Below are 22507 nucleotides of genomic sequence, written 5' to 3'. Positions count from 1 at the left end.
CTCTCCTCCCTGCCGATCCCATGTGCCGTGCTATGGGATTCTGAATACAATAAAGGGAGGACGCCATGACGGATCGTCGGGATTTTCTAAAGATGGCAGGTGGACTTGCGATGGTGACGGGTGCTGGCACCGCGCAGGCCGCCGAGCGAGCTGCGGCGCCTGAGGGCTTCGCGATGCCGCGCAATCTGACGCTGCTGAACCTTCGCCGCGAGGGGGGCTACGGCCTCGGCGTGAAAACACAAGCCGGCGTGCTCGACGTCACGGCGGCCGGGCGTGCCCTCGGGCTCGCTTATCCGGCCGACATGGACGACCTGCTGCAGAACGGGAAGGGCGAGCAGCTCGACACGTTGGTCAAGGCAGCGTCAGAGAAGGCGCCCCGGGCGCATCTTCTCGACGAGGCGAGCATCGCGTACGCGCCACTCGTCACGCGGCCCGAAAAAATCATCATGATGGGCTTCAACTACAAGCATCATGCCGAAGAGACCGGCACGCCTATTCCGAAGAACCCGCCGCTGTTCAACAAGTACAACAACGCGCTCAACCATCATGGCGGCACGATCAAGCTGCCGACGGCGGCGGCGAGGGAGTTCGACTACGAGACCGAGTTGGTGATCGTCTTCGGCCGCGAGTGCCGCGACGTCTCCGAGGCCGACGCCCTCAACTACGTGGCGGGCTACGCCACCGGCAACGACTTCTCGGCGCGCGACCTGCAGACGCTGACCTCGCAGTTCATGATCGGCAAGACCTCGGACGGCTTCGCGCCGCTCGGCCCTTACCTCGTCACGGCCGACTTGGTGAAGGACCCGAACAACCTCCGGCTCGAGACCCGCGTCAACGGCGTGCAGCGGCAGGACTGGAACACCAACGACATGATCTTCAACTGCCGGCAGCTGATCAGCTTCGCCTCGAAGATCATGACCCTCAAGCCGGGTGACATCTTCTACACAGGCACCCCGCAAGGCGTGATCTTCGGCGAGAAGAAGCCCCGCTCCGAGCGCCAGTGGCTCAAAGCCGGCGACGAGATCGCCTGTAGCCTAGAGGGATTGGGAGAGCTGAAGTTCAAGCTTGTCTGAGAGCCCGACACGTCGATCCCGCTCCGGGACTGCCTCGGGCGGCGTGGAATGACGGCGGCAGGTCGTCCCATCCTCGCGAGGCGGCTTGCAACGGCAACCCGCTTCGCCGCATGGTCCGCGCAACCTCGCCCGGCTGGCGAAAGCCTCGGGCCATCATGCGTTTCGAGATCGATAGAGACAGCCCGTGACCGTCGCCCCCGAACCCAACAGCTTCTGCACCGGCCCGGATGAACGGGGCCGCTTCGGCATCTTCGGCGGCCGCTTTGTCGCCGAGACGCTGATGCCGCTGATCCTCGACCTGGAGAAGGCCTACGAGGCAGCCAAGGCCGATCCGTCCTTCAAGGCGGATATGGAGAGCTACGGCACTCACTATATCGGCCGCCCGAGCCCGCTCTACTACGCCGAACGGCTCACCGAGCACCTGCGCGCGATGGCGCCGGCAGGGCAGGGCGCCAAGGTCTACTTCAAGCGCGAGGAGCTGAACCACACCGGCTCGCACAAGGTGAACAACGTGCTGGGCCAGATCCTGCTGGCCCGCCGCATGGGTAAGCCGCGGATCATCGCCGAGACCGGCGCTGGCCAGCACGGCGTGGCAACGGCGACGCTCTGTGCCCGCTTCGGTCTGAAATGCGTGGTCTACATGGGTGCCGTCGACGTCGAGCGTCAGGCCCCCAACGTGTTTCGCATGAAGATGCTTGGCGCCGAGGTCGTGCCCGTCCAGTCTGGCACCAAGACGCTCAAGGACGCGATGAACGAGGCTCTACGCGACTGGGTCACCAATGTCGCCGACACCTTCTACTGCATCGGGACCGTCGCCGGTCCGCATCCCTATCCGGCCATGGTGCGCGACTTCCAGTCGGTGATCGGCCGCGAAACCAAGGAGCAGATGCTCGCCCTCGAAGGGCGGCTGCCGAACTCGCTCATCGCCTGCATCGGCGGCGGCTCGAACGCCATGGGGCTGTTCCACCCATTCCTCGACGACCGCGACGTCGAGATCTTCGGCGTCGAAGCGGCTGGGCATGGCGTCTCAAGCGGGCTGCACGCCGCCTCACTCACTGGCGGCAAGCCGGGCGTGCTACATGGCAACCGCACCTACCTCCTGATGAACGAGGACGGCCAGATCGCCGACGCCCACTCGATTTCGGCAGGCCTCGACTATCCCGGCATCGGTCCTGAGCACGCCTTCCTGCACGAAGCCGGCCGCGTGACGTACCTTTCTGCAACCGACGGAGAGACGCTCGAGGCGTTCAAGTTGTGCTCGTCGCTCGAAGGCATCATCCCGGCCCTAGAGCCAGCCCATGCCCTCGCACGTGTCATCGAGTTGGCACCGCAGCGACCGGCCGATCACCTGATGGTGGTCAACCTCTCCGGCCGCGGCGACAAGGACATCCCGCAGGTATCAGAGATCTTCGCCAAAACAGTCGGCGTATAGGTCTGCACCGCTTCCTTCGCGAGAACCGTTGAGTTCGACAGGAGCTCATTGCGTTTCTGATCCTGAGCAGCGGTCCAGCTGTCCCTTAAGCTGGCCGTGGTGCAGGATACACGGTAGCAGCGCCGTTTTCAAACAAGTTCGCGGTCACGAGCGGCTGACGTCTTGAGGTTTTGACAAAAGAAAGCTCAAAAAAGCAGCGGCATCTGCTGAAACTATGTGCACGATCACATGATCGTAATGAATCTGCCCATGCTTATGGCAACTCTTTCTTCATCGCCAAAGGTCAACTTCGAGCAAATCCCCAATGCTCAGGTTAACCGATGCCCGGCGGCCTTTTCTCGTCCCTGCGCAGCCGCATTGTCGCGGTCGCGCTGATCCCCTGTCTTGCTTTCGCGGCGGTTGCGATGCTCGCCGTGTTCGACCGCATGACGCAGGGCCGCGAGATGAGCCGGCTCGAGGGTCTCGTGACCCTGTCGGGCAAGGTCAGCGCCTTTGTCCATGAGGCGCAGAAGGAGCGAGGCGCCTCAAGCCTATTCCTCGGCTCCCGAGGTGCGCAATTCGGCCCTGAACTGATCGCCCAGCGCAAACTTTTGGACGCGTCCCGCGAGACCCTGAACAGGGACCTCGACGTGGCCGACATGCAGGGGGGCGGTGATGCGTTCGCGAGCAAGATCGCGTCATTCCGCGTCGCCCTTGCTAAGATCGATCGGCACCGGCTCCTGGTCGACGGCCTGGGACTGACCGCAGCAGAGAACAGCGCGGTCTATACCGGCGTCATCGCCGATGCCCTCAATGTCGTGCGCGAGGTTTCGCTGGTCGCGTCCGACCCCACGATCGGCGCGCGTGTTTCGGCTTATTCGGCCCTTCTGTCGCTCAAGGAATTCGCCGGTCAGGAGCGCGCTGCCGCCTCGGCGATCCTCGCATCCGGCTCACTCGACCTCGCTGGGCTCAAGCGAGTGAACGGCCTCGTTTCCAGCCAATTGACCTTCGAGGGCCTGTTCCGTCTCGGAAGCCCAGCTGAACATGCTGCGGCTCTCGATGCCGCCAACGCGGCAGAGGCAGCGCGCGAAGTCGCTCGCATCCGCTCCGTGCTGCTTGATACCCTTCCAGGCCAGCCGCTCGCCTACACCGATGCCAAGAGCTGGTTCAAGCTCGCGACGCAACGCATCGACGGGCTCAAGGTGATTGAGGACCGGTTGACGCGCGAACTCGTGGACATCGCTGGCGAGGCCCGCATCAGGGCCGAGAACGCGGTCTGGATGTGGAGCGGTGCTGGACTGGCGACCCTCACGCTATCCGGCCTGCTTGCCTTCGCTCTCGGTTCGGCGATCGCGCGGCCTCTCGCACGTATGGCCTCTGTGCTGACTGCCATCGGACGCGGTGAAACCGACGTCACAATCGAGACGGATGGACCCAATGAGGTGCGCGCCATCGCCGCCGCAGCATCCGAGTTCCGCGACAGCGTGATTGAGCGTCGGCGCAGCCGCGAGGCACAGCAGCGCATGACCGCCGAGGAGGTCTCGCGCCAGCGCGCGGCGATGATGGGCGTCGCAGACAGCTTCGAAGCACGGGTCGGCGGCATCGTCGAGGCGGTCTCGGCCGCATCGCAGCAGCTCGAAGCCGCAGCCCGCGCCATGAGCACGACTGCCGGAGAGACCTCTGAACGGAGTCTGGCCGTCACCGAAGCCTCCGCACAGGCCGCGCGCCACTCCGATACCGTTGCCGCCGCGACCGAGGAGCTCACCGCCTCGATCCGTGAGATCGCGACGCAGGTCAGCGCCTCGGCTGATGCGGCTGGCAGCGCCGAAAACGACGCCGCACACATGACCCGAGAGGTCGAACGCCTCGCCGCCGCTGCCGGCAGCATCGAAAAGATCGTCGGGCTGATCTCGGAGATCGCAGGTCAGACCAACCTGCTCGCCCTCAATGCCACCATCGAAGCGGCGCGAGCGGGCGAGGCCGGCCGTGGCTTCTCGGTCGTCGCCGCCGAGGTGAAAAACCTCGCCAATCAGACTGCCAAGGCCACCGAGGAGATCGCCGCCCGTGTCGGCGAGATCACCGCTTCGACCGAAGCCTCCGTCAGCGGGATCTCCGGCATCACCGCGACGATCCGTAGCCTGTCGCGGATCTCGGCCGATATCGCCTCGGCGGTCGAGGAGCAGGGTGCCGCCACTGGAGAAATCGCGCGCACGACAGCGGAGACCTCTCGCGGAACCCGCCTCGTCTCGGAAAACATTGCTGGGGTGGCGCAAGCCGCGGACTCGACCAGCGCGGGTTCGGAGCAGGTGCTCAGCGCCGCAACCGACCTCGCTCAGCAGGCGCAGGCACTCCGCTCTGAAATCGGCGGCTTCCTGGCAACGGTACGCGCTGCCTGACGCCGATCGGCGATCTGGGTTCCCGAGATATCAGGCGCCCAGATCACATCAGACGTCGATGCCGCCAGCCGTCGTGACGATTGGACTCTTGCGCGGTCGCTTCGGCGCGGGTGGCGGCTCGAAGGCGATGAAGCGGCCCGTCGGTCCGTAAACGGCGCCGAGCACGGCGTCGAAATGACGCCTGACGCTGTTGTGACACTCGCAGGCCGCCTTCTCCATCTCCGGCCGGTCTAGGATGGTGATGCGGCCGCGCCCAATCTCGATCAGACCGTTCAACTGGAGCGTACGGAGAATGCGCGTGAGATAGGTGCGCTGGACGCCGAGCATTGCGGCGAGCAGCTCCTGCGTCACCGGCAGGATGTCAGAGCCGAGCCGGTCCTGCAGCGTCATCAGCCAGCGCAGGCAGCGCGCCTCGATCGGATGCAGGGCGTTGCAGGCTACCGACTGAAGCACCTGGGCCAGCAGGCAGTCGGCGTAGCGACTGAACAGGTTCCGAACCGGCTCAGAGATGCGCTTCGCCTCTTGAAGACGCGTCGAATCAATGCGTAGGGCCGGCCCACCGAGCTGCGTGATGGCATGGGTCGAGGCCGGCAGACCGCCATTGCTGACGATGCCTCCGACAGCGCCCTCGCGCCCGATCGTTGCCGTCTCGGCGCTGCGTCCGTCGAGCATCGTGATCACCAGGGTGACGACCGTTCGCTCGCATGGGAAGGTGATGTAGGAAATCTCGCCGCCTGCCGAGAAGACAGTCTCGCCGCGGTTGAATTCCACAGGCTCAAGATGGGGCTCCAGCAGCGCGCAGTCTGCCTTACGCAAGGCCTTAAGGAGCAAGTTGCCTTCGATGAGCTCGGCCGTTGCGGACATTCGCCACACTATGTTCTCGGTTCGTCTACGCTGCTGATTAGCGCATTCGAGCCACGGACGTCTGTACGCTAGTAGACTTTGTCCAAAAATCCTACTTTCGTATCAGACTGTTCGACCGCGAGCGTTGCCGAAACGCGTCGTCGCGGAGTTTTGGGTGTGGGCACAAGTTATTTGCTTGAGCAAAGGCCCTGGCTCGCCAGGCGGGGGTGCTCGCGCGGGTCACAATCCGTCGAAAGGAAGGACGCCCATTCGGCTTTGGTCCCGTAGAAGGCGTTGCGGTCGACATTGCCCTGCACGCCCGGCACGCGGCCCGTGGACGTGAACTGCCACAGCATCCACTTGCGGTTGGCGAAGCGCTGCTCGGGCTCGGCCGCGGTGGAACGCAGCCAGTGCGGGTAATCGGGCAGTTCGTCTTCGAGCACGTCCTTGTGGAACGTGATGTCAGTGTAGATGATCGGCCGCTTGCCGGTATAGTTCTCCATCTCGTTGAGCATGTAGCGGATCATCGCGAGCGCCTCGGCCTTTGGCAGCTTCTTCGGGCAGCTCTGAGAATGGCCGTTCCACTCCACGTCCAATACCGGGGGGAGGGCGGTGGGATCATTCGGCACGTTGCGCTTGAACCACGCCATCTGCTCCTGGGGCGAGCGGCACCAGTAGACGAAGTGGTAGGCGCCACGTGGAACGCCGGCGGAGCGGGCACCTTCCCAGTTGATGCGGAAGCGATCGTCGACATGGTCGCCACCCTCGGTCGCCTTGATGAAGGCGAACTGGGTGCCGGCACCCTTGACGGAGGCCCAGTCGATCGGACCCTGCCACTTCGAAATGTCGATACCCTGGATCGGATGCTGCTTGGCCTTGGCCACACCCGGGTGAGGCTTCGCGTCACCCTTGGTCGGGTAGTAATTGAAGGTATCTCCGGCGCAGGCGGCAAGGCCAGTCAGGAGCACGGCGGCCGTCAAACGACCGATCCAGCGGCGAAGGCCGCCATCGCGCGACGAAGACGAGAGAAAGGACTCGCTTCCGAAAGACATCGACGCCCCCGCTCGACCTTGGCCGCGCAACCACTATGGCTAATCGATGCCCTGGACGCGGTTAACGGAGTTTTGACGGCAACCGAACGGTTTCTTGATACCGGTGACAAAACAGTCACATCTCGGCTGCGGCCGACGGCGGCGGCGATATTAATGTCCTGAGATTTCTCGTGTTTCTCCGGGGGCTAAATGGCGAAGACCTTGTTTACCATCGGCTACGAAGGCCTCGATCCCGGGAGGCTGACTGGTGCCCTCAAGGACGCGGGCGTCGCACGGCTCGTGGACGTGCGTGCGGTGGCGAACTCGCGCAAGCGCGGATTCTCGAAAGGAGCGCTGAAGGCAGGACTGGAGGAGGCCGGCCTCGGCTACGATCACCTGCGCAGTCTCGGCACGCCGAAGGCCGGGCGGCAGGCGGCCCGCGCACATGACGCGGCTCTGATGCGACGGATCTACTGCGAGGAAGTGCTCGACACAGCGGATGGAGGCCTTGCCCTCGACGCGCTCGCGGAACTCGCTCAAGCGGCGCCGATCTGCCTGCTCTGTTTCGAGCGGGATCCCTCGCTCTGCCACCGCCGGATCCTGGCCGAACGGCTGGCTTCGAAGGGATTTGCGACGGTGGATCTGTTCGGCTGAGCTGGGGCTGCCGGAAGGCTACCAGTAGCCGCCACACTGGCGGTTGGCATCACTGATCGCGACCCACTGGGCAGCGCCGGCCAATGCTACACCCAGCGTCAACATACCAGCGATGGCGACCAGGGCGATCATCCAGCGATCATCCCCCTTCATGGTCAATGAAGGGTTAATCGGCACGGCGGACGGAATGCCGATTAAACACTGCCGCCGCCGGAGTGTTCTCTGAACGAGCGGCTGGGAGGGGCGACGGTATCGGGCAATCCGCCGTGCGGTTCCCTACGACGATCTTCCGCTTGGAAATCGGCGCTGGACCCGCGTCAAGCTCAGCGGACTGGGTCGCGAAAGGCAGGCTCAGCCCGACTCTCGTCATGCAATAAATTCTTTTTATAGAACGAGGTCGCTGGAGAAGATTCCGCCCCTATCTCGACCCACAACAGAATTACTTATTCGCTCTAGGCTTGGAAATGCGCTTCTTTGGACAAGACAATAGTCAGCCTCTGTTGCGCCGCACACAAAAAACACTTCGCTTGACTTGACATCGTTCGTTTTACAGAACGACAAGAGACCACTCGGACGCCGACTGCGCTCCGAGTTCGCTTCCTTAAACTTGAGGCCGTTGATGCAGACTTCCGGATACCGCCGACGGGCAGCCCTCCTCGCAACGCGGCGAGCCGCGCTCATTACGGCAACGGGCTTGGCCTTGGGACTCGCTCAGGCCGGACCGGCTCTTGCCGATACCGAGCTTCTCAACGTCTCGTATGATCCGACGCGCGAGCTCTACAAGGACATCAACGCAGCCTTCACCGAGGAATGGAAGGCCAAGACCGGCGAGACCGTGACGGTGCGCGCCGCACATGGTGGCTCGGGCGCCCAGGCCCGCACCGTGATCGACGGCATCCCCGCCGACGTCGTCACCCTCGGGATCCCCTCCGACATCGATTCGATCGCGCGGCTCACGAAGAAGATCGATCCGGACTGGCGCAATAAGCAGCCGAACGGCGCGCTGCCCTACACCTCGACCGTGGTGTTCCTGGTCCGCAAGGGCAATCCGAAGGGCATCAAGGATTGGGGTGACCTGGTAAAGCCCGACATCAAGGTGATCACGCCGAATCCGAAGACCTCGGCCGGCGGACGCTGGAACTTCCTCGCGGCCTGGGGCTACGCCTACGAGCAGAACAACAAGGATGCCGAGAAGGCCAACGCCTTCGTCGGTCAGGTCTTCAAGAACGTTCCCGTTCTCGACACCGGCGCCCGCGGCTCGACGGTGACCTTCGCCCAGCGCGGCCTCGGCGACGTGCTACCGACTTGGGAGAACGAGGCGTTCCTCGTCTTCGACGAGTTCGGCAAGGACAAGTTCGACATCGTCGTCCCGCCGACCTCGATCTATGCCGAGCCGCCGGTCGCCCTCGTCGACGCCAATGTCGACAAGAAGGGTACCCGCAAGCAGGCCGAGGCCTACTTGCAGTTCCTCTACTCGGACAAGGCGCAGGCGATCTTCGCCAAGCACCACTACCGCCCGCTCAAGCGTGAGGCCGCCAAGAAAGAGGACATCGCGCTCCTGCCCGAGATCAAGCTCTTCAAGATCGAGGACTTCCAGGGCAGCTGGGACGACATCCAGAAGAAGAACTTCGACAACGGCGGCCTGTTCGACCAGCTCGGCAAGCAGGGGCACTGAGGTAGCCATGGCCGTCGCGTCCGTACGTCCGAAGCGGCGGTTTCGTCAGCCCAGCGTGATCCCGGGTTTCGGGCTCACGCTGGGCTACACCCTCACCGTCCTTTCGCTCATCGTTCTGTTTCCTCTCGCCGCCCTGGTGGTGAGAGCCTCGGGCCTCGGCCTCTCCGGGATCTGGGAGGTCGCCACCGACCCGCGGGTGTTCAGCGCCCTGCGGGTCAGCTTCGGCGTCTCGCTCATCGCAGCGCTGACGGCGTCGGTCTTCGGCAGCATCGTTGCCTGGGTACTGACCCGCTACGATTTCCCCGGACGGCGGATCATCGACGCGGTCGTGGACCTGCCCTTCGCCCTGCCGACGGCGGTGGCGGGCATCGCGCTCGCTTCGCTTTACGCTCCGAACGGTCTCATCGGCGCGCAACTGGCGAAGGTCGGCATCGAGGCGGCCTATACCCCGGTCGGCATCTTCATCGCCATGGTCTTCATCGGCTTGCCCTTTGCGGTGCGCACCGTGCAGCCGCTGATTGCCGAGATCGACCGCGAGGTCGAGGAGGCCTCGGCCATCCTCGGCTCGACTCGCCTTGGCACACTCACCAAGGTCGTGCTGCCGCCGCTGATACCGGCTGTCCTCACCGGCTTCGCGCTCGCCTTCGCCCGAGGCGTCGGCGAGTACGGCTCGATCATCTTCATCGCCGGGAACCTGCCCTACGTTTCCGAGATCGCGCCGCTCCTGATCGTCATCAAGCTCTCGGAGTTCGACTATGCGGGGGCCTGCGCCATCGCGACGATCATGCTCGCGATCTCGTTCACGACGCTGCTTTTCATCAACCTGATCCAGGCCTGGAGCCGGCGGAGGTTCGGCTATGTCTGAGGCGATCACCCCGTCGGATTTCCCCGTCGCCGACGCTGGCCTCAGGCCGCCTGCGAGCGTCGTCACCGAAAAGGGTTGGGTTCGCGCCCTGCTCATCGCGGTCGCGATCATCTTCTTGGCGCTGTTCCTGGTGCTGCCGCTCGTCACCGTCTTCGTTCAGGCCTTCGCCAAAGGCCTGCAGGCCTATCTCGCCGCCTTCGCTGAGCCCGACGCCCATGCCGCGATCCGGCTGACCCTGGTCACGGCCGCCATCGCAGTACCGTTCAACCTCGTCTTCGGCGTGGCCGCGGCCTGGGCCATCGCGAAATTCCAGTTCTGGGGCAGGGACCTGCTGGTCACGCTGATCGACCTTCCGTTCTCGGTCTCCCCGGTGGTCTCGGGACTGATCTACGTTCTGGTCTTCGGCTCGCAGGGCATCCTCGGCCCATGGCTGCTCGCGCACGACGTGCAGATCATCTTCGCGGTGCCCGGAATCGTGCTGGCCACGATCTTCGTGACCTTCCCCTTCGTCGCCCGTCAGCTGATCCCGCTGATGCAGGAGCAGGGCACGGCCGAGGAAGAAGCTGCACTGACGCTTGGCGCCTCCGGCTGGCACGCCTTCAGGACCGTGACGCTGCCCAACATCCGCTGGGGCCTGCTCTACGCGGTGCTGCTCTGTAACGCCCGTGCCATGGGCGAGTTCGGCGCCGTCTCCGTCGTCTCGGGCCACATCCGCGGCCTGACCAACACACTCCCGCTGCACGTGGAGATTCTCTACAATGAGTACAACTTCGTTGCCGCTTTCGCCGTCGCCTCCCTCCTTGCCGGCCTCGCTCTTGTCACCCTCGTCATCAAATCCGTTCTCGAGTGGCGCTACGCGGGCGATCTCGCAGCGTCCGCACGGCACTAGCGGCTCGACGGCGATCCGGGTCGAGGGTGTCTCCAAGACCTTCGACACGGCCGCCGTGCTGCACGATCTCTCGCTAGACGTGCGCGCTGGCGAGCTCTTGGGCCTGCTCGGTCCCTCGGGCTCGGGTAAGACGACGCTCTTGCGCATCATCGCAGGTCTCGACCGGCCGGATTCCGGGCGCATCATCTTCGGTGGCGACGACGCCACCCGGATGCCGGTGCAGGAGCGCGCCGTGGGCTTCGTCTTCCAGCACTACGCCCTGTTCAAGCACATGACCGTGGCCGATAACATCGCCTACGGGCTGAATGCGCGGAAGCGCTCGGAACGCCCGGCCAAGGCCGAGATCAAGAAGCGCGTCAGCGACCTGCTCGACCTGATCAAGCTGTCGAACTTCGGCGACCGTTACCCCTCGCAGCTCTCCGGTGGTCAGCGTCAGCGCATCGCGCTCGCCCGCGCCCTCGCCGTAGAGCCGCGCGTGCTGCTGCTCGATGAGCCCTTCGGCGCGCTGGACGCGCAAGTGCGCAAAGACCTGCGCCGCTGGCTGCGCGAGATTCACGACCGCACCGGCCAGACCACCATCTTCGTCACCCACGACCAGGACGAGGCACTCGAACTCTCCGACCGCGTGGCAGTCCTCGACAGAGGCCGCCTGGAGCAGATCGGCACCCCCGACGAAGTACAGGAGCAGCCGGCCTCGCCGACGGTGCTGAAATTTTTAGGCGACACGATCGAAGTCGAGGCGATCGCCCAGGGGGGCCGGGTGCTCGTCAACGGCCGAGAAACTCCCGTCACGGCCCCTACGAACGCGGTCGGCCCGGTCAAGCTTTACGTGCGGCCTTGGCAGCTTCAGTTCGCGAACGAGGAGCACGCCCATCTCAATGGCTTCGTCCGCTCATCCTATCGAGCGCAAGGCCGTCAGCGCATCGAGATCGACCGGCCCGGCGGCGGGCTCCTCGTGGTTGAGGCGTCGGACAATGCCCGCCTCGCCGCCGGCCTGCCGGTGGGGCTGAGGATCAACAGCGGCTACGTCTTCGCGGATTGATAAGAGGACGGAAATCGCCCGCCGCCCATGGCACTGTGGCAGACGGCGCGAGCGTACCTGATGCCGTGTCGCTGCCGCCAGCACCTCGGCACCGGTTGCATCCTCATGCTCCGAGAGGGGTCATGAGCCTTTAGGCTCGGGCCGCCGCGTCGCTTCCAGCGGTCGCAGGAAAAATGCCTGAATTTGTACAGGCAGCGCAAGCTGCCCAATGCCTGGAAGCGCAGTACAAGAGCGGGCGGAGATGCGCAGATTTTAGGGCTCTCACCAGCGGACCCGCTGGACGGCCGCCCCCCTTTCCCTCTACGGAAACATGGCGTGGGCCTGTAGCTCAATGGTTAGAGCCGACCGCTCATAACGGTCTGGTTGCAGGTTCGAGTCCTGCCGGGCCCACCACTATTTCCCCTCTGCGAAGCCCTGGAAATCGACCAGCTGGGGCGCGCGTTCAGGGGCTACCGGAACCGAAACCGGAACCGCAAACGTGCGAAAGCCCCGCTCGGAGGCCCTCCGGCGGGGTGGTCGGCGACGCGGGACGCCGGCTCGTGGCCGGCCCTTGGGGCGTCACGGGGGCAGTGTCCCACCGCTCCCGTGACCCGTTCCGGGCCACGCCAATAAGCGGATCGGTCGCGGCGGTGTGCAAGCGATGGTGGACATCTGAGGTTGGCATCTTCCCGCGGACGGGAACCACAATAAGCTGGCGGGCCGCTCAACTCGATTAGGTGTGCCCTTGCCCAGTCCGTTCGCCGACAGACAGCCGTCAATTATTGGCAATCCGCGCATCCGCTCCCCGCAGCGGGAAGCATTCGAGGCCATTTCGACGTTCGCGACCGAGGACGAGCGAGAGGCAGGTATCGTTTTACCGGTTGGCTGCGGCAAGTCCGGGACCATCACGCTGGCCCCGTTCGCATTTGGATCTGGCCGCACACTCGTCGTCGCCCCCAACGTCGCCATTGCGCAGCAGTTGGCGGCTGACTTCGACCCGTCATCACCCACCATGTTCTATCGAAAGTGCAACGTGCTTCAGGGTGGTCCTTGGCCAGAGCCTGTCGAGATCAGGGGACGCACTTCGAACCGCGCCGACTTGGACGAAGCGCACGTCGTCATCACGAATATTCAGCAGCTTGCAGGTGCGGATAACCGCTGGCTCCAGGGATTGCCGCCTGACTTCTTCGACCTAATCCTGTTCGACGAGGGACACCACACGGTTGCGCAGAGCTGGAACACCCTCAAGGCAACCTTCCCGCAGGCCAGGATCCTGAATTTCAGTGCCACCCCCCTTCGGTCGGACGGGCAGCTAATGTCCGGCCGCATCATTTACTCGTACCCTATCGTCCGAGCTATTCGAGAGGGCTACGTCAAGCGGCTTAAGGCGGTGGTCCTGAATCCCCGGACCCTCCGCTACGTTCGACAGGAGGACGGCGTTGAGGTTGACGTAAGCCTTGAAGAGGTGCGCCGGCTGGGGGAGACGGACGCGGATTTCCGGCGCGGGATCGTGACCTCACAGGAGACACTGACGACAATCGTCGATGCGTCAATCCGGGAACTCCAGCGGCTTCGGAACGAGAGTGGCAACCCTCACCTTAAGATCATTGCCTCGGTTCTGAACTTTGACCACTGCCGCCAAGTCGTCGAGGCCTACCGAGCGCGCAATCTCCGTTCCGACTACGTCCATTCCCGTGAGGACGCGGTAGCGAACGAGCGCGTCATGGGTCGCCTACAAGCAAACGGCCTTGACGTGATTGTGCAGGTGCGGAAGTTGGGCGAGGGATTTGACCATCCACTGCTCGCCGTTGCAGCGGTGTTCAGTCTGTTCGCGAACCTGTCGCCCTTCGTGCAGTTCGTTGGCCGCATTATGCGGGTGGTGGAACAAGGGGCACCCGATGCCCCCGTGAACCGGGGCGTCGTGGTGTTCCATGCGGGCGCGAACATCGCCAGCCGCTGGACCGACTTCCAGGCCTACACCGAGGCCGACCGGGACTATTTCGATCAGCTACTGCCGGTCGAGGGCCTCGACTTCGGGCGGGGCGACGAGATCGAGATTGAGCCCGCACCGCGGGATTTCCCGGACCAGGTCCACGTCCAGGCCCAGGGCGGCATCGATCTTCAGGAGATTCCCCTGATCCGGGACAACCCAGAGGCGCTCGACCTGCTCCGGCAGCTCCACGCGCAGGGCTACAGCACCGAGCAGATCACACAGGCTTCGGTTGAACTGGAGGCCGTCCCGACGACCCGCGCTCGGGAACGCCAAGCCATGCGACAGTCCCTCGATATGCGTATCCGCACTGCAGTGGGTCGTATCCTCGGTGAGCGGGGCCTGCGCCATGATGGACGTGACCTCGACCGCCGGCACCTGGGCAAGACCAACTACGTCATTCTGAAGGGAGCCCTAGACCGCCAAGCCAACGCGACGGTTGGGCTCGGCACTGGCCAACGAAGCGAGTTCTCACGTCAACAACTCGATGTCATCGAGGCGGACTTTGATGGCATCGTCGCCCGAGCCATTGCGGACGTCGTCGATGCCTAGGGTGCGCTCCCTGGTCGAGACGATAGCCTTCGACCACGCTCTACGCGGGCACGAATGCCAGGCAAACTCGAAGCACCGGATCGTCAAGGGTGAGATGAGGTTGAAGGTTCGGAATGGTCGGAGTTGGGACCATTACTGCATCGCCTGCGCGCAGCAGATACTCAGCAAAGACGTGGCACGGCTTCAAATGATGTTGGACGTTGCTGCTGCCCCGGGACAGATGCCGTTTGCGGAAGAAGTCGCGTAAGTGTCATGCTGCTTTAATGACCCGCCGGACACCCGGTCCGGCGGCCACCCCTTCGCGAGGTCCTCGTACCGCGCCCGGCACCAAGGTCGGTAGTGGTTCGGGCCCCGGACGCCCCAGGGCTTCGGCCACCGGCAGCGGGTGACGAGGACGCGCAGCGCGTCGTCGAGGGACGTCCCGGCGCCTAGGCGGGCGATCAGGCGCTAGGTGTCGTAGTCACCCCGACGCCGGGGGCACCAGGCGCATGTGACCACCACTCGCCGGTAGGGGAACGACCCCAAGCTCGAAGGTTCGCCCATCCCGTCCTTGCCCATCAGCGGCCACGCTTAAACGAGCTATCTTGTTCTCCATATGTTCTAGTCAATGGAGGATCGCGTGATGGACGAGATGCTGGCGTATGCCGCCGCGGGCGAGGAGCGGGACGCCGCTTGGCGAGCGCTGGCGCAGGACCTGGCCGATGCGGCGGCCGCGCGCCGGGACGGCCCCGGGTTCGTCCGGGCGTCCCGGCCGGCGGACCTAGCGAAGGCGCTCGGTCCGCGCCGTCGGGAGGCCCGCCGAAAATTCGGCGGATAATGCGCTGGCTTCAGACCTGCCCGTCCATAAGCATTGCCGCCCTCCGGACACGCTCGTCGATGTCCTTTCCATTGCTGCGGTAGAGGCGGTCGGAAACGTAGGAACGCAGCCAGTGATGGCCAATCTTTGGCCCCCCCAACGCGCGCGCCTGCTCGCACCACTCCTTGACGGACATCACTTGGAAACGCCGGTTGAGCACATGCATCATGATGCCCTCCGGCAAGTCAGACGTGACCCGGACCTGGTCGTAGACCGCATTGAGAGCTACGCGGTCGACTTGTACGAGATCGACTGCGGCTTGCATCCCAGGCATGGGAACGAAGACAAGCGCCGACGTAAACTCGCCTTCGTGCCACTCGTTACACGCATCGACGGCGGCCTTCGCGACCCGCTCAGCCCTTGCGAGCCGCAATTGCGCCTCCCTCACCCTTGAGACGGCGCACGCCGTCTTCACGGTCATCTCAGTGCTCATGCCGCGCCCCCCCTGTTGGTGCGCGAACCCTAGGCGTCGCGGGTTACCCGGATCCGAATCGGGGCGGGCCATTTAGGGCCACGGTTGCCGCCGGGTGAGGCATCCCCAGCGGTTTGCGCGGGTCGGCTTAACCGGCCTGCAACCGGCACCGTGGCATCCCTCCGCTTGGCATAGCTGCTCATACACCGACGACGCCGGCGAGGACCCGTCCTCACTAAGTGCCCGGCATCGGTTCCGGGCCGTGGAGGAACCCAGCATGTCGGTTAAGACCAGTATCCCCTCGGGGCTGTCGAAAGTGCTCGATCAAGCCGAAGGCGGACTGCGAACCTTCGTGGAGGTGCAGCGGGCGGCATTCGACGAGATGTCCGAGCGCTGGCAGGAGAGCGACCGCGCTGCGGCGATCTCCGACTGGCTGGACAGCCTGGAGGAGGTGGCCGAGTTCCTCGCCGAGTGCGAGAACTCAGCCATCTAGTCAGGCGTCAGATGGGGCCCCGGCAGCGATGTCGGGGCCCTGTTAGATTCAGGCGGCGAACAGGGGATGGACAGGGACGCCACCACGCCGTTGCCAGGTGGCCTTCGCCGCGGCGGCGCCGTTCCCGGAGCTCCTGCCGGTGGTGCTCGACGTCCTCCCTCCGGGCGACCACGAACCCAAGGGCGGCGAGCTCCTCGACGAGGAACTCCGGTGCGTCGCCGCAGATGCCAGTCCACTCGTCGAGCTTGGCCAGCGCGGTTGCGTCGGTCGTCATGCCTTGTTCCCGCCGCTCTACTTGATGAGCGCAATCGTCTCGCAGATGAGGCTCCACATGTCGTCCCCGCACCGAGTGTTAGCCGCCTCCCGCAGCTTCTCGACCGCCGCCGTGGCGCGCCCGGCCGGGAGCACCCGCTCGATCAGGCGCACCTCGCACCGGTCGAAATCGTCTGCGGCGATGCTCGGCGCACCCGCTTCGCAAACGTACGCTGGCTTGCCGTCCTCGATGATCACCTCGACGACCTTGGGGCGGTCGTGGCCGTGGACCGTGGCCTACCAGAACTGGATCTCGCTCATGGCGCGATCCTCAACTCGACCTCGACGACCTCGACGACCTAAGGCTCCAGGCGCTCCGAGTAGAGCGTCGGGTGATGCGGCCGGAACTGCTCCCAGGGCTGGCGCACTTGGCGGGCGGTCGCCTCGGCCGCGGACCGCTGGAGGTAGACCTGCGCCGTCGCGAGGCCGTCCCACGACCGGCGCTGCGGGTGCATGGAGTGGCTGCGGAACATGAGCCCCGAGGCAGCGTCCCGGACGGCGTAGCGGCGAACCGGCGCGCCCGCGGCCTCTGCCGACGGCGGGTAGGCCTCCGCCAGCCGGAGTACGGAGACCGCGCAGGGCCGGCAGCGGATCGCCCGCTTGTCGCCGATGGCGCGCTCCCGGCAGTCGCGGCCTCGGAGGGAGTAGAGGCCGGGAGACCATCCATGGCTGGCGAGGTCGGCGTCGGTATAGCCGTCGTGCTCGGTCATGCCTTCCTCACCTCCGCCTGCCCACGGGCGACGCGCAGCGTGTCCGGGCTCACTGGGTAGAAGACCGGCGGTCCCACCACGACCCGGACGCCCTTCCGTTTCAGCGCGGCCGCCCTCCGGCGTGCCCGGCGGTTGCCCTCGAAGCGGGGACGTGCGGGCTCCCCCTCGGCGACCCCGAGCTCGTCGTCAGGGTAGCCCTCGACATCGTCGGGGTAACCGGGCAGCGGCCGCATCGGCTCATAGCCACCTGCACCGTACCGGTGAATGGTCACCTCGATGGGTTGGTCAGTTTGAGGGTCCAGCGGTCGCATAGCTTAGGCCCCCTTCATCAGGTCGGCGAGGTCATAGGCGCGCGCCGCCACCTAATCGGGGTCGTCCTCGTCCGACATGGGGGGCGCCCGTCGCCAAGGAACTCGTGGCCATAGCGCTAGTAGCCCTCGCGGCAGGCCTTCTCCAGGACGGCACCCCGGACGAAGCCGGCCTCGCGCAGGAGCGTCAGGGCATCCGGGTTCGGCCAGTTGTCGTGATGCCGGGCGAACATCAGCATCATGACGTCTTCGTCGGACATCGCCCGCAGCTCCGCGAGGCGCTCTTCCCTCCGCTGGGCGCGCTCGGCTCGGATGCCGGCGACCGCGTCGGCTACGGCGCGCTCCTGCTCCGGCGGCAGGTCGACCACGGTGCGGGCGAGGCCATGGAGCTCGGTGTCGGTCAGCATTAGGCGGCCCTCCAGACCATGGCGCGGGCGACGTCCTGGTAGGTCTCGACGGTGTCCAGCGTGGAGGGCAGCCCGAACAGGCGGCGGATCGCCTAGCACCAGTAGCCGCCCCCGTACTCCCGGACGTCCTGCCCGCGGGCGAGCTCCTGGTGGAAGGCGTTGATCTCGGGCCAGCCCATCCGCTCCATGGCCGAGAGCTCGGCGTCGGAAACCGCCGCGGTGCGGGCGCGGTCCCGGATCGCGGCATGCGCAGCCTCGACCTCGCTCCACTCGCGCCGCGAGATGGCGGCCCCGAGCGCGCGTACATGCCCCTCCATGCTCGTGGTCCGCCCGTCCATGCGAATTGCCTCCCGTTCCGCTCAGAGGGAGGCTCCCGCGAGGGGTCGCTATCCACAAGGAGGCGTGGTGAAGGCCTTGACCGGGATGGCAGTACGCTTAGATTTCGAAATTCTCCTCCCGCCGGGAGGGCAAACCTTCATGCGCCACGCCCCCGGCGAGGTGCCCGTAACCCTCCCGTTCGCGGGAGGGCAACTCTAACCCTGACTTCTCGCACTTCAGTGCGGGACCAGCCTCCCGCCAGCGGGAGGGCACACCGAGACCCAAAGGGCCCTGGCAACGCGCCGGGGCCTTTCTCGTTTACGGTCCTGTGGTACGCCGGAGCATGGAGATCCGCCTCGCCTACGTCGACGACACCCTGTTCGAGATCCCCGACGGCTGGTTTGCGGTCGGCTTCATCGGCGCAGGCGACGCGTTGGCCTACGATGAGGCGCGCCGTCCGCACCGCATCGCCGGCGGCGTCGCGGAGCCGCTCGATCCCGTCGAGGTGAACTCCGCGCTCGCCCCGGCTGTCGAGGAGGCGGCATCCAGGCTCTGGCCGGAGGGGTGGACCTACGCTCTGGCGGAGGCGTTCGGGCTCAACAGACGGTCCCTGCAGCGGGACCGCCTCGCGAAGAACGGCATGCACCCAGGTGTCCTTCGCGAGCTTGGCGTCATGGCCTGCCACGACGACGCCGAGGGGATCGGCCGGCTGGCGCACGCCCTTGCCTGGTACGCGGACCGCTGCTCGGACCGGGACCATCCGGTCGACCGCCTAGCCGACGCCGAGCGGGGTGCGCTCAACGTACTAGCGAGCCTCCGTGCGGTCCGGCGCGGGCGGGTGACGCGTCCCGGGGACGATCCAGACAAGTGAATGGGTCGGGTTAACCCTTCCCTGGGCCGCGCCTGATAGAAGGGGTGCATCCTAGCGCTGAGAGGCCTGTGCCGCTCGCGCCAACCCGGATGTACCGACATGGACGAGAACACTCCCGCATTCGGGGTGCCCGCTTCGCTGCGCGCACTCCTCGCCGGCGCACCGCTCTACGGCGAGAGCGTTCACCGCGACCTGTACGCCTACCTCGCCCTGATGTGGCCGCCCCTCGTCGTTGACGACCGCCTCGGCCTGTACCGGCTGGTCGGGGATTCCTGGACCATGGCCGAGTTCCTCCAGGGAGCGTGGACCGCCGCTGCGCGCCTGCTCGACGCCAGCCGGCGCGGCCGCCCAGGGCGCGGTGCGATGCGAACCTTCCACACTCAGCTCGCAGCGATGCGGTCGGAGCTCGGACGGCTGCTCGACCTCCGGCCGGCGGTTGACATCGATTTCGACCGGTCCTGTCGGTTCTCGGACCCGCTCGACGAGCTCTGCGGCCGGCTCGCGTTCTACTGCGCCGGGCTCGGGGAAGGGTCCGCTGCCCAGGATCTCCTCGCGCTGACGTGGCAGGCCCTCCGCGACGCGAGCCCCGGCGACGATGACATGCAGGACTTGCTCGCGACCGCGGTCGGCGGGACCATTCTCCAGGGAGAGGTCCGGGTGCAATGGCTACCGGAGCATGCGCTGACGGACGTCGTTGGGCAGTGGCGCGGGCACGGACGCGTCGAACTCCGGGGCGCGGTCGCGTCGGCCGCCCCCGTGGGAAGCCTGCCCGCGCTCGCCAAGGCCATCGCCGAGGCACGCAGGGAGCCCATCGAGGACGGCCCGAGCCTACTCGTGCTGGCGTCCGTCGCGCACCTTCCTGGCAGCGTGAAGGACGGCGACAGCAACGGAAAGCCCGGCTCGGTCTCGTCGAACGCCCGTGGCGAGTATGCCCCTGTCGCGGGCCGGCAGCTCCCCCTCGTCGTCGCGCCCGACCTGGCGCGCGTGACGAGGCGCCTCGCGCGGGAGTTTCCCGACTGCGAGAGGATCATCGATGCCATCCTAGCGCCGCTCGCCGGGCGCCCGTACGCGTGGCTGGCCCCGATCCTGCTGCGGGGCTCGCCCGGCAGCGGCAAGAGCCGGCTCGCCCGGAGGATCGGCGAGGAGCTCGGCTTGGCGGTTACGGTCTACGGCTGCGGCGCGGTCGCGGACGGCTCGTTCATCGGCACGTCGCGGCAGTGGTCAACGGGGCGCGCCTGCGTCCCCCTGCAGGCCATCAAGCGGGCCGGTGCGGCGTCGGTGCTGATCGTCCTCGACGAGATCTCGCGCGCCGGGACGCGGACGGACAACGGCCGCTTGACCGACGGAATTCTCAACCTGACCGAGAAGGAGACCTCCAAGCTCTTCCATGACCCCTTCCTGGAGTGCGCCGTGGACCTGTCGGGCGTCTCCTACATCGCCACGGCGAACAGCACGGACGGCCTGGACCCGGCGCTCCTCTCCCGGTTCCGCGTCATCGACATGCCCCGACCGACGGTCGCCTCGCTGCCCGTCCTGGCCAAGGGCATCACCGCCGACGTCCGCCGGGAGCGGGGTCTCGACGAGCTATGGCTGCCCGACCTGACGCCGGGCGAGCTCGACCTGGTGGCGGAACACTGGCGCGGCGGGTCGGTCCGGACGCTCCAAGCCCTGGTCGAGTGCGTCCTGGACGGGCGGCACGTCGGCCCGGCGAACTGAGGGGGCAGAGCGAGCATGAACCAGCGTCAGCACGCCCCCGTCTTCCAGTTCTTCCGCGAGGCCCTTGGGGGCTACCGGGGCGCCGGGCTCTGCGACCATCGCCTCGGCCTCGTTCTCGACGAGTACCTCGGGCATTTGGCCCGAAGCATCTCCGGCGGCGAGATGACCGTCGCCGAGGGGCTCGTCCTCGGCAATAGGGTCGTCCGCTTCGCCTCGCACGTGGTCCCGCTGGACGAGGCGCGGCACGTCCCCCGCGATAGGCCTGCACCGCCGCCGGCGCCGTCGCGTCCCTTCCCCTGGAGGGAGAACACGCTCGTCCGGGACGCCGAGGGCAGAGACGGGTCCTGGCGCAAGCCCGGCGAGCCGGTGGCGAGGGCTCGATGCCCGACGTGCACTGGCACCTGAGGCGCAAGGTCTGGTCCCTGCGCGAGCGCGGGCGCGTGGTCGGACAGGTGGCGACCCTGGCCCTAGCGGACGTCTCGTTCCGCGTCTCGGCCGCCGGGGTTCGCCGGGTGCAGGCCCGACGGGCCCGAGAGGTCGTCGCCTTCGTCCGGGGCGTCCCAGTCGAATCGAACACGCCCCCGCCCGGGGCGGTTCGGGTGTGCTTCTGCCCCTACCGAGGGGCTGAATTCACGCTGGAGGACGGCACGCCGGTGAGCGCAGCCGCCTTCGTCCATCTCGCCGCCGATGGCTCGTGCTGGGCGGTCAACCCTCGCTGAAAGGTCGCCAAGAATGCGTGTCGCTATCCTTGCAGTTGCCGCCCTCGTTCCCTCGGTCGCGCTCGCCAGCGACGACCTGCGGCCCACGTTCGATAGCGGCTGGCAGTACGTCCTGAAAGAGCCCGCTGGGCCCGCGCAGGAGCGCTACGGCATCGTCGACGCGGAGCCGGGGCGCTCGGCGCGGTGGACCGTCCGGGTCGAGTGCGGCGTGCGCGACACGCGCACCGGGCGCGTCATCCGGCGCGTCGTCGGCACCGGCGAGAGCACCAGGGGGCGAGCCCCCGGCTTCGGAGGGCGCTGGGATCTAAGCGACGGCCGGTGCGGCAACTTCGTCGTGAGCCAGGATCGCGCCCGACCTGAGGACCTGCGCCTCGTCGGCGAGATGGTCGGCGTCAACGAGTGCCCCCGGCGCGGGATGGGTGAACTCTCGACCGGGGATTAGGTCGCCGACGCCGCGGCCTCGGCCTTGGCTCGGGCCGCGGCATGTATAGCGCGGCCCTGCTCGGCAGCGCGCCGCTTGATCCCTTGGAGACGCGCTCGCACGTCATCGACGAGGTCCTGCTCCCAGGCCGCGGCGAGCACGTCAGCCGCAGTTGCCAGCGCCCATTCCCGAGCCCATGCCATCGTCTTGGCGCTCGGGGCACCCTCGCCATCCCGCCAGCGCCTCAAGTTCCGCGAGCCTTTCCGTCAGGCCCTCTAGGACCGGCTCCAGGCCCATGAACTCGGTCGGCGAACCAGGGGACGGCGTGTTGCGTGAGCGTGGCGCGGTAGCCGCCGAAGCGGTCGTGCGTGACGTATGCCGTCGCCGGGGACGGGTCGGCGGGCGGGGCGGCAGCGAGGGCGAATTACACGGCAGGGCTCCTGAGGGGTAGTTAGGAGAGCGTGCGCGCGTCGGGACCGCGACGGAGGGAGACCCGGCGAGGTCTTGCCCCTCGCGGTCCCGGCAGGGGAACCCTAAACGACGAAGCCCGCCCCGGCCTGTGGC

The 22507-nt window shown here is 66.3% G+C and carries 26 protein-coding genes and 1 tRNA gene; 17 read left to right on the top strand and 10 right to left on the bottom strand.

Annotation, left to right across the window (positions count from 1 at the left end):
• The first annotated feature begins 92 nt into the window (after nucleotides 1-92).
• The 3 genes from MGN01_RS03815 to MGN01_RS03805 all read left to right on the top strand — a co-directional run bounded on the left by MGN01_RS03815 (nucleotide 93) and on the right by MGN01_RS03805 (nucleotide 4880).
• On the top strand, nucleotides 93-1073 hold the full coding sequence (locus MGN01_RS03815; RefSeq protein WP_238258397.1) for a fumarylacetoacetate hydrolase family protein: 981 nt from the start codon (nucleotides 93-95) through the stop codon (nucleotides 1071-1073).
• Nucleotides 1074-1257: 184 nt separating this feature from the next.
• Nucleotides 1258-2505 (top strand): tryptophan synthase subunit beta, encoded by a 1248-nt coding sequence (gene trpB, locus MGN01_RS03810; protein ID WP_147045225.1) that lies wholly within the window; start codon nucleotides 1258-1260, stop codon nucleotides 2503-2505.
• 320 nt (nucleotides 2506-2825) lie between these two features.
• Nucleotides 2826-4880 carry a methyl-accepting chemotaxis protein gene (locus MGN01_RS03805; RefSeq protein WP_147045224.1) on the top strand — a complete coding sequence of 685 codons (2055 nt, stop codon included), beginning with the start codon at nucleotides 2826-2828 and terminating at the stop codon, nucleotides 4878-4880.
• 48 nt (nucleotides 4881-4928) lie between these two features.
• Here the strand turns inward: MGN01_RS03805 and MGN01_RS03800 are convergent, their stop codons facing one another.
• Nucleotides 4929-5744, bottom strand: a complete 816-nt coding sequence (locus MGN01_RS03800) for a Crp/Fnr family transcriptional regulator (RefSeq protein WP_147045223.1) — start codon at nucleotides 5742-5744, stop codon at nucleotides 4929-4931.
• A 167-nt stretch (nucleotides 5745-5911) separates the two neighbouring features.
• Complete coding sequence (locus MGN01_RS03795; protein WP_147045222.1) at nucleotides 5912-6775, bottom strand: glycoside hydrolase family 25 protein; 864 nt, start codon at nucleotides 6773-6775, stop codon at nucleotides 5912-5914.
• A gap of 189 nt (nucleotides 6776-6964) precedes the next feature.
• On the opposite strand from MGN01_RS03795, the gene MGN01_RS03790 reads away from it, so the two are divergent.
• The 8 genes from MGN01_RS03790 (at nucleotide 6965) to MGN01_RS03755 (ending at nucleotide 15217) form a co-directional block, all read left to right on the top strand.
• Nucleotides 6965-7408, top strand: a complete 444-nt coding sequence (locus MGN01_RS03790) for a DUF488 domain-containing protein (RefSeq protein ID WP_147045221.1) — start codon at nucleotides 6965-6967, stop codon at nucleotides 7406-7408.
• A 619-nt stretch (nucleotides 7409-8027) separates the two neighbouring features.
• Nucleotides 8028-9083, top strand: coding sequence for a sulfate ABC transporter substrate-binding protein (locus MGN01_RS03785; RefSeq protein WP_147045220.1), 1056 nt, complete (start codon nucleotides 8028-8030; stop codon nucleotides 9081-9083).
• Nucleotides 9084-9090: 7 nt separating this feature from the next.
• Complete coding sequence (gene cysT, locus MGN01_RS03780; protein WP_147045219.1) at nucleotides 9091-9948, top strand: sulfate ABC transporter permease subunit CysT; 858 nt, start codon at nucleotides 9091-9093, stop codon at nucleotides 9946-9948.
• A complete protein-coding gene (gene cysW / locus MGN01_RS03775) occupies nucleotides 9941-10837 on the top strand; it encodes a sulfate ABC transporter permease subunit CysW (protein WP_147045218.1) in 897 nt (298 codons plus the stop codon). The genes cysT and cysW overlap by 8 nt, the downstream gene beginning before the upstream one ends.
• A gap of 13 nt (nucleotides 10838-10850) precedes the next feature.
• Nucleotides 10851-11879: a sulfate/molybdate ABC transporter ATP-binding protein gene (locus MGN01_RS03770; protein WP_280178531.1), complete on the top strand. Its 1029-nt coding sequence runs from the start codon at nucleotides 10851-10853 to the stop codon at nucleotides 11877-11879.
• A gap of 317 nt (nucleotides 11880-12196) precedes the next feature.
• Nucleotides 12197-12272, top strand: a tRNA-Ile gene (locus MGN01_RS03765).
• 325 nt (nucleotides 12273-12597) lie between these two features.
• Nucleotides 12598-14400, top strand: a complete 1803-nt coding sequence (locus tag MGN01_RS03760) for a DEAD/DEAH box helicase (protein WP_210246061.1) — start codon at nucleotides 12598-12600, stop codon at nucleotides 14398-14400.
• 622 nt (nucleotides 14401-15022) lie between these two features.
• Entirely contained in the window at nucleotides 15023-15217 is a 195-nt protein-coding gene (locus MGN01_RS03755; protein WP_238258395.1) for a hypothetical protein, read from the top strand.
• A gap of 10 nt (nucleotides 15218-15227) precedes the next feature.
• Here the strand turns inward: MGN01_RS03755 and MGN01_RS03750 are convergent, their stop codons facing one another.
• Nucleotides 15228-15677 (bottom strand): hypothetical protein, encoded by a 450-nt coding sequence (locus tag MGN01_RS03750; protein WP_147045216.1) that lies wholly within the window; start codon nucleotides 15675-15677, stop codon nucleotides 15228-15230.
• A 268-nt stretch (nucleotides 15678-15945) separates the two neighbouring features.
• On the opposite strand from MGN01_RS03750, the gene MGN01_RS03745 reads away from it, so the two are divergent.
• Nucleotides 15946-16161, top strand: coding sequence for a hypothetical protein (locus MGN01_RS03745; RefSeq protein WP_147045215.1), 216 nt, complete (start codon nucleotides 15946-15948; stop codon nucleotides 16159-16161).
• Between the two features lie 7 nt (nucleotides 16162-16168).
• Here MGN01_RS03745 and MGN01_RS03740 read toward each other — a convergent pair whose 3' ends face one another.
• From MGN01_RS03740 to MGN01_RS03715, 6 genes are all read right to left on the bottom strand, one after another.
• On the bottom strand, nucleotides 16169-16435 hold the full coding sequence (locus tag MGN01_RS03740) for a hypothetical protein (protein ID WP_147045214.1): 267 nt from the start codon (nucleotides 16433-16435) through the stop codon (nucleotides 16169-16171).
• A 17-nt stretch (nucleotides 16436-16452) separates the two neighbouring features.
• Nucleotides 16453-16671 (bottom strand): hypothetical protein, encoded by a 219-nt coding sequence (locus MGN01_RS03735; protein ID WP_147045213.1) that lies wholly within the window; start codon nucleotides 16669-16671, stop codon nucleotides 16453-16455.
• Nucleotides 16672-16772: 101 nt separating this feature from the next.
• Complete coding sequence (locus MGN01_RS03730) at nucleotides 16773-17183, bottom strand: hypothetical protein (protein ID WP_147045212.1); 411 nt, start codon at nucleotides 17181-17183, stop codon at nucleotides 16773-16775.
• Nucleotides 17180-17455 (bottom strand): hypothetical protein, encoded by a 276-nt coding sequence (locus MGN01_RS03725; protein WP_147045211.1) that lies wholly within the window; start codon nucleotides 17453-17455, stop codon nucleotides 17180-17182. Before MGN01_RS03725 ends, MGN01_RS03730 begins: the two co-directional genes overlap by 4 nt.
• A 155-nt stretch (nucleotides 17456-17610) precedes the next feature.
• The gene (locus MGN01_RS03720) at nucleotides 17611-17898 is read right to left on the bottom strand and encodes a hypothetical protein (RefSeq protein ID WP_147045210.1); all 288 of its coding nucleotides are present in this window, start codon (nucleotides 17896-17898) and stop codon (nucleotides 17611-17613) included.
• Nucleotides 17899-17990: 92 nt separating this feature from the next.
• Nucleotides 17991-18236 carry a hypothetical protein gene (locus MGN01_RS03715; protein ID WP_147045209.1) on the bottom strand — a complete coding sequence of 82 codons (246 nt, stop codon included), beginning with the start codon at nucleotides 18234-18236 and terminating at the stop codon, nucleotides 17991-17993.
• A gap of 323 nt (nucleotides 18237-18559) precedes the next feature.
• On the opposite strand from MGN01_RS03715, the gene MGN01_RS03710 reads away from it, so the two are divergent.
• The 5 genes from MGN01_RS03710 to MGN01_RS03690 all read left to right on the top strand — a co-directional run bounded on the left by MGN01_RS03710 (nucleotide 18560) and on the right by MGN01_RS03690 (nucleotide 21964).
• A complete protein-coding gene (locus MGN01_RS03710; RefSeq protein WP_147045208.1) occupies nucleotides 18560-19087 on the top strand; it encodes a hypothetical protein in 528 nt (175 codons plus the stop codon).
• Between the two features lie 99 nt (nucleotides 19088-19186).
• Nucleotides 19187-20803, top strand: a complete 1617-nt coding sequence (locus MGN01_RS03705; RefSeq protein ID WP_147045207.1) for an AAA family ATPase — start codon at nucleotides 19187-19189, stop codon at nucleotides 20801-20803.
• A 15-nt stretch (nucleotides 20804-20818) separates the two neighbouring features.
• Entirely contained in the window at nucleotides 20819-21208 is a 390-nt protein-coding gene (locus MGN01_RS03700) for a hypothetical protein (RefSeq protein WP_147045206.1), read from the top strand.
• On the top strand, nucleotides 21184-21522 hold the full coding sequence (locus tag MGN01_RS03695) for a L5-gp82 domain-containing phage-derived protein (protein ID WP_147045205.1): 339 nt from the start codon (nucleotides 21184-21186) through the stop codon (nucleotides 21520-21522). The genes MGN01_RS03700 and MGN01_RS03695 overlap by 25 nt, the downstream gene beginning before the upstream one ends.
• A 13-nt stretch (nucleotides 21523-21535) precedes the next feature.
• Nucleotides 21536-21964 carry a hypothetical protein gene (locus MGN01_RS03690; RefSeq protein WP_147045204.1) on the top strand — a complete coding sequence of 143 codons (429 nt, stop codon included), beginning with the start codon at nucleotides 21536-21538 and terminating at the stop codon, nucleotides 21962-21964.
• On the opposite strand, the gene MGN01_RS03685 is transcribed toward MGN01_RS03690, so the two are convergent.
• Nucleotides 21961-22146 carry a hypothetical protein gene (locus MGN01_RS03685; protein WP_147045203.1) on the bottom strand — a complete coding sequence of 62 codons (186 nt, stop codon included), beginning with the start codon at nucleotides 22144-22146 and terminating at the stop codon, nucleotides 21961-21963. The two genes, MGN01_RS03690 and MGN01_RS03685, sit on opposite strands and share 4 nt — an antisense overlap.
• Nucleotides 22147-22507 lie beyond the last annotated feature (361 nt).

Source organism: Methylobacterium gnaphalii, assembly GCF_007992215.1.
Classification (GTDB): Bacteria; Pseudomonadota; Alphaproteobacteria; order Rhizobiales; family Beijerinckiaceae; genus Methylobacterium; species Methylobacterium gnaphalii.
The sequence above is the reverse complement of the archived record's forward strand: the minus strand, read 5'-3'. Positions and strand labels throughout refer to the sequence as shown.

What these genes read in the sequence shown, in the direction of transcription:
- cysW (WP_147045218.1), top strand. Translation starts at nt 9,941, where the DNA reads ATGTCTGAGGCGATCACCCCGTCGGATTTCCCCGTCGCCGACGCTGGC.
- MGN01_RS03750 (WP_147045216.1), bottom strand. Translation starts at nt 15,677, where the DNA reads ATGACCGTGAAGACGGCGTGCGCCGTCTCAAGGGTGAGGGAGGCGCAA.
- MGN01_RS03740 (WP_147045214.1), bottom strand. Translation starts at nt 16,435, where the DNA reads ATGACGACCGACGCAACCGCGCTGGCCAAGCTCGACGAGTGGACTGGC.
- MGN01_RS03720 (WP_147045210.1), bottom strand. Translation starts at nt 17,898, where the DNA reads ATGCTGACCGACACCGAGCTCCATGGCCTCGCCCGCACCGTGGTCGAC.
- MGN01_RS03745 (WP_147045215.1), top strand. Translation starts at nt 15,946, where the DNA reads ATGTCGGTTAAGACCAGTATCCCCTCGGGGCTGTCGAAAGTGCTCGAT.
- MGN01_RS03785 (WP_147045220.1), top strand. Translation starts at nt 8,028, where the DNA reads ATGCAGACTTCCGGATACCGCCGACGGGCAGCCCTCCTCGCAACGCGG.
- MGN01_RS03715 (WP_147045209.1), bottom strand. Translation starts at nt 18,236, where the DNA reads ATGGACGGGCGGACCACGAGCATGGAGGGGCATGTACGCGCGCTCGGG.
- MGN01_RS03815 (WP_238258397.1), top strand. Translation starts at nt 93, where the DNA reads ATGGCAGGTGGACTTGCGATGGTGACGGGTGCTGGCACCGCGCAGGCC.
- MGN01_RS03790 (WP_147045221.1), top strand. Translation starts at nt 6,965, where the DNA reads ATGGCGAAGACCTTGTTTACCATCGGCTACGAAGGCCTCGATCCCGGG.
- MGN01_RS03695 (WP_147045205.1), top strand. Translation starts at nt 21,184, where the DNA reads ATGCCCGACGTGCACTGGCACCTGAGGCGCAAGGTCTGGTCCCTGCGC.
- MGN01_RS03685 (WP_147045203.1), bottom strand. Translation starts at nt 22,146, where the DNA reads ATGGCATGGGCTCGGGAATGGGCGCTGGCAACTGCGGCTGACGTGCTC.
- MGN01_RS03795 (WP_147045222.1), bottom strand. Translation starts at nt 6,775, where the DNA reads ATGTCTTTCGGAAGCGAGTCCTTTCTCTCGTCTTCGTCGCGCGATGGC.
- MGN01_RS03710 (WP_147045208.1), top strand. Translation starts at nt 18,560, where the DNA reads ATGGAGATCCGCCTCGCCTACGTCGACGACACCCTGTTCGAGATCCCC.
- MGN01_RS03730 (WP_147045212.1), bottom strand. Translation starts at nt 17,183, where the DNA reads ATGACCGAGCACGACGGCTATACCGACGCCGACCTCGCCAGCCATGGA.
- MGN01_RS03805 (WP_147045224.1), top strand. Translation starts at nt 2,826, where the DNA reads ATGCCCGGCGGCCTTTTCTCGTCCCTGCGCAGCCGCATTGTCGCGGTC.
- MGN01_RS03800 (WP_147045223.1), bottom strand. Translation starts at nt 5,744, where the DNA reads ATGTCCGCAACGGCCGAGCTCATCGAAGGCAACTTGCTCCTTAAGGCC.
- cysT (WP_147045219.1), top strand. Translation starts at nt 9,091, where the DNA reads ATGGCCGTCGCGTCCGTACGTCCGAAGCGGCGGTTTCGTCAGCCCAGC.
- MGN01_RS03755 (WP_238258395.1), top strand. Translation starts at nt 15,023, where the DNA reads ATGGACGAGATGCTGGCGTATGCCGCCGCGGGCGAGGAGCGGGACGCC.
- MGN01_RS03690 (WP_147045204.1), top strand. Translation starts at nt 21,536, where the DNA reads ATGCGTGTCGCTATCCTTGCAGTTGCCGCCCTCGTTCCCTCGGTCGCG.
- MGN01_RS03700 (WP_147045206.1), top strand. Translation starts at nt 20,819, where the DNA reads ATGAACCAGCGTCAGCACGCCCCCGTCTTCCAGTTCTTCCGCGAGGCC.
- MGN01_RS03705 (WP_147045207.1), top strand. Translation starts at nt 19,187, where the DNA reads ATGGACGAGAACACTCCCGCATTCGGGGTGCCCGCTTCGCTGCGCGCA.